Annotated in this window: 8 protein-coding genes; 2 read left to right on the plus strand and 6 right to left on the minus strand. The window is 67.1% G+C overall.

The window, feature by feature from the left end:
* Positions 1–110 precede the first annotated feature (110 nt).
* Positions 111–314 (minus strand): hypothetical protein, encoded by a 204-nt coding sequence (locus tag ID574_RS59600; RefSeq protein ID WP_223166557.1) that lies wholly within the window; start codon positions 312–314, stop codon positions 111–113.
* 466 nt (positions 315–780) lie between these two features.
* Between ID574_RS59600 and ID574_RS10165 the strand changes: the two genes are divergently transcribed.
* Positions 781–1,266 carry a hypothetical protein gene (locus tag ID574_RS10165; protein ID WP_188188567.1) on the plus strand — a complete coding sequence of 162 codons (486 nt, stop codon included), beginning with the start codon at positions 781–783 and terminating at the stop codon, positions 1,264–1,266.
* 78 nt (positions 1,267–1,344) lie between these two features.
* Here the strand turns inward: ID574_RS10165 and msrA are convergent, their stop codons facing one another.
* Positions 1,345–2,007, minus strand: coding sequence for a peptide-methionine (S)-S-oxide reductase MsrA (msrA, locus tag ID574_RS10170; RefSeq protein WP_188188568.1), 663 nt, complete (start codon positions 2,005–2,007; stop codon positions 1,345–1,347).
* 121 nt (positions 2,008–2,128) lie between these two features.
* On the opposite strand from msrA, the gene rarD reads away from it, so the two are divergent.
* The gene (rarD, locus tag ID574_RS10175) at positions 2,129–3,052 is read left to right on the plus strand and encodes an EamA family transporter RarD (RefSeq protein ID WP_188188569.1); all 924 of its coding nucleotides are present in this window, start codon (positions 2,129–2,131) and stop codon (positions 3,050–3,052) included.
* Here the strand turns inward: rarD and ID574_RS10180 are convergent.
* The 4 genes from ID574_RS10180 to nuoL are packed head-to-tail and all read right to left on the minus strand — an operon-like array spanning position 3,020 to position 9,016.
* Positions 3,020–4,009 carry a polyprenyl synthetase family protein gene (locus tag ID574_RS10180; RefSeq protein ID WP_188188570.1) on the minus strand — a complete coding sequence of 330 codons (990 nt, stop codon included), beginning with the start codon at positions 4,007–4,009 and terminating at the stop codon, positions 3,020–3,022. The two genes, rarD and ID574_RS10180, sit on opposite strands and share 33 nt — an antisense overlap.
* An 11-nt stretch (positions 4,010–4,020) precedes the next feature.
* Entirely contained in the window at positions 4,021–5,613 is a 1,593-nt protein-coding gene (nuoN, locus tag ID574_RS10185) for an NADH-quinone oxidoreductase subunit NuoN (protein ID WP_188188571.1), read from the minus strand.
* Complete coding sequence (locus ID574_RS10190; protein WP_188188572.1) at positions 5,610–7,175, minus strand: NADH-quinone oxidoreductase subunit M; 1,566 nt, start codon at positions 7,173–7,175, stop codon at positions 5,610–5,612. The genes nuoN and ID574_RS10190 overlap by 4 nt, the downstream gene beginning before the upstream one ends.
* Positions 7,175–9,016, minus strand: a complete 1,842-nt coding sequence (gene nuoL, locus ID574_RS10195; RefSeq protein ID WP_188189492.1) for an NADH-quinone oxidoreductase subunit L — start codon at positions 9,014–9,016, stop codon at positions 7,175–7,177. The genes ID574_RS10190 and nuoL overlap by 1 nt, the downstream gene beginning before the upstream one ends.
* Between the last annotated feature and the right edge of the window lie 14 nt (positions 9,017–9,030).

Consider the following 9,030-nt stretch of genomic DNA (forward strand, 5'->3'; position numbering starts at 1 on the left):
GATCAACCCGCAACGTCTCGAAGCATCGGCGTGTATTGGCCAGGGCATGGCGGCACAGCTCTTCCCACCCCGTGACCGCGTCGCTGGTACCGAACCGGACATCCCACTCGTCATCCGGCGGTGGAACCGTGACTCGATCCCCGCGCTTCGGGCTCATTGATCCTGGCAGTGGCCCGCCAGCCCGCGATGACCTCCTCTGTGGTGGAATCAACATCCAATTCGGCCGCATCCGAGAGCGCCTCAACCAGTTCCAGAGTGAAGGCACGCAGTTCGTCCGGAGACAGGTGGCGAACCCAAGGGAACACCTCCGGCATGGCTATGACCAGCGCATGCGCCGTAGGATCATGCTTGATCTAGGCAAGGAACAGTCGGGATGCGGTGGCCAGCGTTCGTTCGCGCTCCTCCTCACGGTCCGCCGCAGTCAAGTAAAAGTCTGGAGCATCCCGATGTGTGACACGCACGCGTCCCAGGCGTGCCGCACGCTCGGCGACCGCTCAAGGATTTCTCGACAAGTCGGAAAAGTCACGGCGTCGGCATGGCTGGCACTCATTCCATGAGTGAATGTCAGAACACATTCTGACGTGAGCGGCTCTATCCATAGCGGTCGAGCGCGACCCCTCCGTTCTGCTCAGCACCTTCCACCGAGCCACCATGACGGCAAACGGCGTTGATGGCGGCGAAGCGCAGGGCGTCATAGTCAGAGAATGTCGCACTCGACTGATTCCATCTCCTCGACAACGGACGTGCGTGTCCTGGGACGAAGACGAGAGGGAGTTGGTTGTGACGAAGCTGATCAAGCACTTGGTGGACGACATCAAGACCGATGCCGGGCGGTGCCTCGTCACAGACCTGGCTGCCCTCAACGGAGAGGACGAGGCTCCATGGGATGCCGACTGGTTGGCGACAGGAAACATCCCAGGGGTCGCCGTCGGCCGTAACGGCGCGGAACTGGAGACGGTGCGGGACAGCCCGGTGTACGTCCGATACGAATTATGGACCGGCGAGCCTCCTCTGCCGGAACCATCCTGGGACGACTCCTGGACCGGAGAGATCTACCTACGGTCCGGCCGAATCAAGTTACAGGACTACTACGAGGAAGGCTACGAACAGCAAGTTTTCGATCTAGGCCAAGAGGATTCCATGTGGACGACCCGAGTCCAGCACAAGAGATACAAGAACGACCAAGAGCCCGACTTCCCTCAGGACATATACCAGGTCGACCTCTACCGGCTCCAATTCTGGCCACCTGACAGCAGGAGCCGCTAAAGCAAGCAAGAGCCTCCAAGCAGGCACGGCGGACCGCTTGGAGGCTTGCCGATCATGCCTGACCCTCGGAAGAGATTGTCAGGCCTCACCGGAGGTCAGACCGACCGGGCAGGACACTCCGGTGCCACCGATGCCGCAGTATCCGTTGGGCACCTTGTACAAGTACTGCTGGTGGTAATCCTCGGCGAAGTAGAACGGCCCGGCCTCGGCGATCTCCGTGGTGATCTCGCCGTAGCCCGCCGCCTTCAGCACCTTCTGGTACGCCTCCCGCGACGCCTCAGCCGCCTTCTGCTGCTCCGACGAGTGGTAGTAGACCGCCGACCGATACTGCGTCCCCACGTCGTTCCCCTGGCGCATGCCCTGGGTGGGGTCGTGGGCCTCCCAGAAGACCTTCAGGAGCTCCTCGTACGAGACCTTCGCCGGGTCGAACACGACCCGCACGACCTCCGTGTGCCCCGTGAGGCCGGTGCAGACCTCCTCGTACGTCGGGTTCGGGGTGTAGCCGCCCTGGTATCCGACCGCGGTGGTCACCACCCCGGGGGTCTGCCAGAACTTGCGCTCGGCGCCCCAGAAGCAGCCCAGGCCGAAGTCGGCCACCTCCAGGCCCGGCGCGTACGGCGGGGCCAGGGGGGCGTCCAGGACCGCGTGGCGGTCCGGCACCGGCATGGTCTGCGTGCGGCCCAGGAGGGCGTCCTCCGGTCGGACCATCGATGTCTTGTTGCCGCCGAATAGCCAGCCCATCGCGCTACCTCCATCGGTCTCTCCCAGCCTACATAGGCCGCAACACTTAAGGAGATCTACATATTTCCATATAGTGGATGGAATTTGTGATTAAAGATGGTAATGGGCGAAGATAGCGTACATGCCTGACCTTCGGCGCGGTGTCTTGTACGGGATCGCCGCCTACACCATGTGGGGGCTCTTCCCCCTCTACTGGCCCCTGCTCAAGCCCTCCGGAGCCGTCGAGATCCTGGCGCACCGCATGGTGTGGTCGCTGGTCGCCGTGGCGGCCGTGCTCCTCGTACGCAGGCACTGGTCCTGGATCCGCGAGCTCGCCAGGCAGCCGGCCAAGCTGGGGTTGCTGACCGTGGCCGCCGTCGTCGTCACCCTCAACTGGGGGACCTACATCTACGCGGTCAACACCGGACATGTCGTGGAGAGCGCGCTCGGGTACTTCATCAACCCGCTCGTCAGCGTGCTGTTCGGCGTGGTGCTGCTGCGGGAGCGGCTGCGGCCGCTGCAGTGGACGGCCGTCGGGTTCGGGACGCTCGCGGTGCTCGTGCTGACGCTCGACTACGGGCGGCTGCCGTGGATCGCGCTCACGCTGGCGGTGAGCTTCGGGGTGTACGGGCTGGTCAAGAAGAAGGCCAACGTGGCGGCCACGGAGGGGCTGGCGGTCGAGACGCTGGTGCTGCTGCTCCCCGCGCTCGGGTATATCGGTTTCCTGCAGGCGAGCGGGGAGGCCACCTTCCCGCACCAAGGGGTCTGGCACGCGGTGCTGATCGTCGGCGCCGGGATCATCACGGCGGCGCCGCTGATCTGCTTCGGGGCGGCCGCCATCCGGGTGCCGCTCAGCACGATCGGGCTGCTGCAGTACATCGCGCCGATCCTGCAGTTCGCGTGCGGCGTGCTGATCGCCAAGGAGACCATGCCGTCCAGCCGGTGGATCGGGTTCTCGATCGTGTGGCTGGCCTTGGCGATCTTCACGTACGACAGCATCCGGACGGCGCGCCACGCCGCCCGGGCCAGGAAATCAGCCGGAACGCTGGACCACGTAGTCACATAGCGCCAAAAAGGCGGCGCGGGCCGGAATGTCAGGCAAGCCGGAAATGTCGGCACGGGCCCGGTCCGCCCACGCCTCCAGCTCCGCCCGCGCCCGGTCCATCGCCGGATGGGCGCGGAGCAGGGTCAGCGCCTCCTCGACGTCCTCCTCGGCCACCGGGCCCGACAGCAGCGACGTCAGCCGGGGCGAGTCGTCGGCCGCCAGCGCGTACAGGACGGGCAGGGTCTTGATGCCCTCACGCAGGTCGGTACCCGGCGTCTTGCCCGACTGGACGCCGGTGGAAGCCACGTCCAGCAGGTCGTCCCCCAGCTGGAAGGCCACGCCGATGGCCTCGCAGGCGCGGCTGAGCCGCTCCTCGACGTCCGCCGGAGCGCCGGACAGCAACGCGCCGAAGCGGCCGGAGGCGGCGATGAGCGACCCCGTCTTGTCGGCCAGCACATTGAGGTAGTGAGCGATCGGGTCCTCGCCGGCCCGCGGGCCGATCGTCTCGCGGATCTGGCCCTGGACGAGGCGGGAGAACGTCTGCGCCTGGATGCGGATCAGCTCAGGGCCGAGGTCGGCCAAGATGTCGGAGGCCTGGGCGAACAGGTAGTCGCCGGTGAGGATCGCCACGGTGTTGTCCCACCGGGCGTTCGCGGACGGGGAGCCCCGGCGCACCGGGGCCTCGTCCATGACGTCGTCGTGGTAGAGCGAGCCCAGGTGGGTCAGCTCGATGACCACCGCGCCGGGCACGACGCCCGGCGCCGACGGGTCGCCGAACTGGGCGGCCAGCAGCACCATCAGCGTGCGGAACCGCTTGCCGCCCGCCTCGATGAGGTGCTTGGACGCCTCCGTGACGAAGGCGTCCTCGCTCTCCACCGACGAGCGCAGGAGCTTCTCGACCGCGGCCAGTCCGTTGGCCACGTCCTGCGCCAACCGCTCGTCCTCAATAGGAAGGTCAACCACGGGAGGCGCAGACATAGAGATTCCCCTTATCTAATGAACAGGCTGCGAGCAGCGTCGTCGGCAACACCGAGCACGGACTCCGGGTAGAGCCCGACTCCTACGGTAACCAGGAGGGAAACGGCGATGACCGCCACGGTCCCCATACTGGGCACCGCGATCGCCGGGCCGTCGGCCGCAGGCTCGCTGAAGAACATCAGCACGATCACGCGGACGTAGAAGAACGCCGCGATCGCGGAGGCCACCACGCCCACGACGACCAGGCCGGTCATCCAGCCGCCCATCGAGTCGCCGACCTGGGTGCCGCTGTCGAGCGCCGCCGCGAACACCGCGTATTTCCCGAAGAAGCCGCTCGTGAGCGGGATGCCGGCGAAGGCCAGCAGGAAGAAGGCGAACACCCCGGCCAGCACCGGAGCGCGCTTGCCGAGCCCGGCCCAGCGCGACAGGTGCCCGGCCTCGCCGCCGGGGTCGCGCACCAGTGTGACCACCGCGAACGCGCCGACCGTCGTGATGCCGTAGACCGCCAGGTAGAACAGGATCGCCTTCAGCGAGCCGGCGTTCTGCTGGGCGGAGCCGAACGTGGCCATCACGCCGACGAGCAGGAAGCCCGCGTGCGCGATGGACGAGTAGGCGAGCATCCGCTTGATCTCGGTCTGCGTGATCGCCAGGATCGAGCCGACGATCATGGTGAGCGCCGCCACGACCCAGATGACCGGGCGCCAGTTCCAGTCGAGGTTGCCCAGACCCACCCAGAACACCCGCAGCACGGCGCCGACGGCCGCGACCAGCGTGCCCGAGGCCATCAGTGCGGTGATCGGGGTGGGGGCGCCCTGGTAGACGTCAGGCTTCCAGGCGTGGAACGGCGCCGCGCCGATCTTGAACAGCAGGCCCACGCCGAGCAGCGCGAACCCGATCATCAGCAGCGGGTCGAGCCCGGTGCCCGACGACAAGGCGCGGTTGATGCCGGGGAGCGTGACGGTGCCCGCGTACCCATAGACCATCGCGGTGCCGTACAGGAAGAACGCCGACGAGAACGCGCCGAGCAGGAAGTACTTCATCGACGCCTCCTGCGACAGCAGGCGGCGCCGGCGGGCCAGGCCGCACAGCAGGTAGAGCGGCAGCGACATGACCTCGAGGGCCACGAACATCATCAGCAGGTCGTGCGAGGCCGGGAACAGCAGCATGCCGCCGACCGCGAACAGCACCAGCGGGTAGACCTCGGTGTGGCCCACCCCGCCGCTCACGGACTCGGCCTCCTCCTCGTCGGCGCTGCCCGGCACGGCCGCGGCCGAGGCGACGAAGTGGCCCTCGTCGTTGATCAGCAGCACGCACACGAACGACAGGACGAGGATGACGCCCCAGATGAACAGCGACGGCCCGTCCACCGCGACCGCGCCCATGGCGGCGGGCGCGGTGGGCACCTGGCCGCGCAGCACCTGCAGGAGCACCAGCGCGAACGCGCCGGCCAGGCTCAGCAGGGTGAGCGGTACGTGGATCGCCTTACGCAGGTAGCGCGGCGCGAACGCCTCGACGAGCACGCCGATGACAGCGGCGCCGAACACCACCAGTAGCGGCGCCAGCGTGCCGTACTCGATCGTCGGCGCTGGAATGGCGGGGTTCACTGACCTGTCCCCTTCTCAGCGATGGTGGAGACCGGCACCTTCACGTTGGTCACCGTCTCTTTGACGGACGGGGTGATCACGTCGAGCAGCGGCTTGGGGAAGAAGCCGAACCCGATGATCAGGGCGACGAGCGGCGCCAGCACGAGGACCTCGCGGGCGTTCAGATCCTTGAACGCCTTGACCGGCTCGGCGGTCGGCCCGTTCATGGCCCGCTGCACCATCCACAGGATGTAGACGGCCGCGAGGATCACGGCCAGCGCGGAGATGACCGCGGCCACCGTCAGGGCGCCCGAGCCGTGCGCCGGGCTCTGGTACGTGCCGATCATCACCATGAACTCGCTGACGAACGACGACAGACCCGGCAGCGAGAGCCCCGCCAGACCGGCGACCAGGAAGAAGCCCGCCAGTACCGGCGCGACCTTCTGGACGCCTCCGTAGTCCCCGATGAACGGCGAGCCGCGCCTGGCGATGAGGAAGCCCGCGGCCAGGAACAGCGCGCCGGTCGCGAAGCCGTGGTTGACCATGTAGAGGGCCGCGCCGGACTGCGCGATCTCCGACATGGCGAACACGCCGAGCACGATGAAGCCGAAGTGCGAGATCGACGTGTACGCGATGAGCCGCTTCATGTCGGTCTGCCCGATGGCCACGATAGCGCCGTAGAGGATGCTGATGACCGCCAGCACGACGATCGGCATCGTGAACGCCTTCGCCGCGTCCGGGAACAGCTCCAGGCAGAAGCGCAGCATGCCGAAGGTGCCGACCTTGTCCAGCACGCCCACCAGCAGCACGGCGGCCCCGGCCGGAGCCTGCGCGGCCGCGTCGGGCAGCCAGGTGTGCACCGGCCACAGCGGCGCCTTGATCGCGAAGGCGATGAAGAACCCGGCGAACAGCCACTTCTGCGTCGTCGGGTCCTGGATGGCCCCGATCAGCTCGGGGAACATGAACGTGCGCGTGTCCACCTTGGCCACGAAGTACAGCCCGATGACCGCGACCAGCATGAGCAGGCCGCCGAACAGCGAGTACAGCAGGAACTTGACGGCCGCGTAGGACCGCTGGGCGCCGCCGTACGACCCGATCATGAAGTACATCGGGATCAGCATGGCTTCGAAGAACACGTAGAAGAGGAAGATGTCGGTCGCCGCGAAGACGCCGATCATCATCGCCTCTAGCACGAGCAGCAGCGAGAAGTAGGTCTTCACCGACCGCTTGGGCGTGATCAGCGTGCCGTCCGCGGTCTTGACGCCGTCGGCGTCGTGCCAGGAGGCCAGCACCACGATCGGCACCAGCACCACCGACAGGGCGATCAGCACGAGCGCCACGCCGTCGACGCCGACCGCGAACTTCACGCCGAAGCTGGGGATCCAGTCGTACTCGGCCCGGAACTGGAACCGGTCGCCGCCCGGCCTGAACCCGGCGGCCATGACGCCCGTGAGCACCAGCACCAGCAGCGAGACCAGCAGCGTGACCTGCTTGGCCAGCTTGTCACTCCCCTTGGGGAGCAGCGCCACCACGACGGCGCCTACCACGGGCACCGCCATGAGTATCGGAAGCCAGGGTGACATCAGATGGTCCCAACGAGGAGCAGGGCGCCGGTCAGCAGGGCGGCACCGATGAAGATGGACAGCGCGTACGTTCTGGCGAAGCCCGTCTGGAGCCGCCTGAGGCGCCCGGAGCTGCCGCCGATGCCCGCGGCCAGGCCGTTGACCAGCCCGTCGACGCCGCGGTTGTCGAAGAACACCGCGATGCGGGTCAGCCACTGGCCGGGGCGCATGAAGAGCGACTCGTTGAGCGCGTCACCGTACAGGTCGCGCCGGGCGAACGTGGTGAGGAACGACCCGCGCGGCTGCACGGCCGGCACCTCGGCCCGCCCGTACTTCATCCAGGCGTAGGCCGCGCCGATGGCGACGAGCGCCAGGGTGACGGCGCCCGGGACGCTGGCGAAGTGGAAGACCGGCGGAGTGGGATCGCCGCCCACCGCAGGACGCAGGAAGGTGTACAGCGTCCCGCCCATGACCAGGTAACCGCCCAGGAAGAGCGCGCCGACCGAGAGGATCATCAGCGGCAGGGTCATGACCAGCGGCGACTCGTGCGGGTGTGCGCCCTCGACCCAGCGCTTCTTGCCGAAGAAGGTCATGAAGACCATCCGCGACATGTAGAAGCCGGTGATGCCCGCGCCCAGCACGGCCAGCCAGCCGAGGACCTGGTTGTGCTCCATCGCGGCCTCGATGATGCCTTCCTTGGTGAAGTAGCCGGAAAGCAGCGGGAACCCGATGATCGCCAGGTAGCCGATGAAGAACGTGGCGAAGGTGACCTTCATGTACTTGGCCAGGCCGCCGTACTTCCGCATGTCGACTTCGTCGTTCATGCCGTGCATCACGGAGCCGGCGCCGAGGAACAGATCGGCCTTGAAGAAGCCGTGCGTGATCAGGTGACCGATCGCGAAGGCGTAGCCCGCCGGGCCGAGGCCCGCGCCGAGCATCATGTAGCCGATCTGCGACATCGTCGAACCGGCCAGGCCCTTCTTGATGTCGTCCTTCGCACAACCGATGATCGCACCGGCGAGCAGCGTGGCCGCCCCCACGATGGCCACGGCGAGCGCGGCCCCCGAGCCCTCGGGGAAGAAGTACGCCCCCGACCGGACCACCAGGTAGACGCCGGCGGTGACCATGGTCGCGGCGTGGATCAGGGCCGACACGGGCGTCGGGCCCTCCATGGCGTCGAGGAGCCAGGACTGCAGTGGCAGCTGCGCCGACTTACCGCAGGCGCCGAGGAGCAGCAGCAGGCCGATGGCCAGCGTGGTGCCGTTCTCCTCCACGATCGGCTTCAGCTCCGCGAAGGAGAGCGTGTTGTACGTCGTGAAGATGACGAACATGCCGACCAGCAGTCCGAAGTCGCCGACGCGGTTGACCACGAACGCCTTCTTGGCCGCGACCGCCGCCGACGGCTTGAACTGCCAGAACCCGATCAGCAGGTACGACGCCAGACCGACGCCCTCCCAGCCGATGAACAGGCCCACGTAGTTGTCGGCCAGCACCAGCAGGAGCATCGCGGCGACGAACAGGTTGAGGTAGGCGAAGAACCTGCGCCGGTGCTCGTCGTGCGACATGTAGCCGATCGAGTAGATGTGGATCAGCGACCCGACACCCGTGATCAGCAGGGCGAAGCTGATCGACAGCGGGTCGATCAGCAGCCCCATGTCGATGTTCATGTTCGGGATGAACGAGTAGAGCTCGACGGCCCGCCGGCGTTCGCCCTCCCCGAACCCTATGAGCTCGAAGAACGCCAGCACCGCCACGACGAACGAGGCGAGGGACATGGCCACGCCCAGCAGATGGCCCCAGCGGTTCGTGAACCGGTTGAACACCAGCAGGATGAACGCCCCCAGCAGCGGGAAGGCGATCATCAACCAGGCGCTGC

Source organism: Nonomuraea sp. SYSU D8015 (genome assembly GCF_008065375.1).
Lineage (GTDB): Bacteria > Actinomycetota > Actinomycetes > Streptosporangiales > Streptosporangiaceae > Nonomuraea.

What these genes read in the sequence shown, in the direction of transcription:
- ID574_RS59600 (WP_223166557.1), bottom strand. Translation starts at nt 314, where the DNA reads ATGCCGGAGGTGTTCCCTTGGGTTCGCCACCTGTCTCCGGACGAACTG.
- msrA (WP_188188568.1), bottom strand. Translation starts at nt 2,007, where the DNA reads ATGGGCTGGCTATTCGGCGGCAACAAGACATCGATGGTCCGACCGGAG.
- rarD (WP_188188569.1), top strand. Translation starts at nt 2,129, where the DNA reads ATGCCTGACCTTCGGCGCGGTGTCTTGTACGGGATCGCCGCCTACACC.
- ID574_RS10180 (WP_188188570.1), bottom strand. Translation starts at nt 4,009, where the DNA reads ATGTCTGCGCCTCCCGTGGTTGACCTTCCTATTGAGGACGAGCGGTTG.
- ID574_RS10190 (WP_188188572.1), bottom strand. Translation starts at nt 7,175, where the DNA reads ATGTCACCCTGGCTTCCGATACTCATGGCGGTGCCCGTGGTAGGCGCC.
- nuoL (WP_188189492.1), bottom strand. Translation starts at nt 9,016, where the DNA reads ATGATCGCCTTCCCGCTGCTGGGGGCGTTCATCCTGCTGGTGTTCAAC.